Genomic DNA, 245 nt, shown 5'->3' with positions numbered 1-245 from the left:
ACTTCAACAAGCACAAGCGAATCAGATAGTATCGCGAAAGAAGTAAGCCAATTCTTCAGCGACTTAACATCAGGAGCGAAATCAACTTATGAGTCATTAAGTGAATCAGCAGCGAATGGTGGATCGATGAATGGTTCTCATTCAATGAATGCATCAGAATCAACAAGTGCATTAGTGAGTACAAGTGAATCAAACAGTATCGCGAAGGAAGTAAGTCAATTCTTTAGTAACCTTACATCGGGAGA

General features: G+C 39.6%; 1 protein-coding gene. It reads left to right on the top strand.

All coding sequences use genetic code 11. The features are described from left to right. The coding region (locus tag CCE82_RS12810; RefSeq protein ID WP_206184418.1) for a hypothetical protein at positions 1–245 on the top strand (245 nt) is incomplete at both ends.

Origin of the sequence: Staphylococcus cornubiensis, assembly GCF_900183575.1 — a bacterium.
Lineage (GTDB): Bacteria > Bacillota > Bacilli > Staphylococcales > Staphylococcaceae > Staphylococcus > Staphylococcus cornubiensis.
Note: the sequence above shows the minus strand (reverse complement) of the source record. Positions and strands in the feature narration are given on the sequence as shown.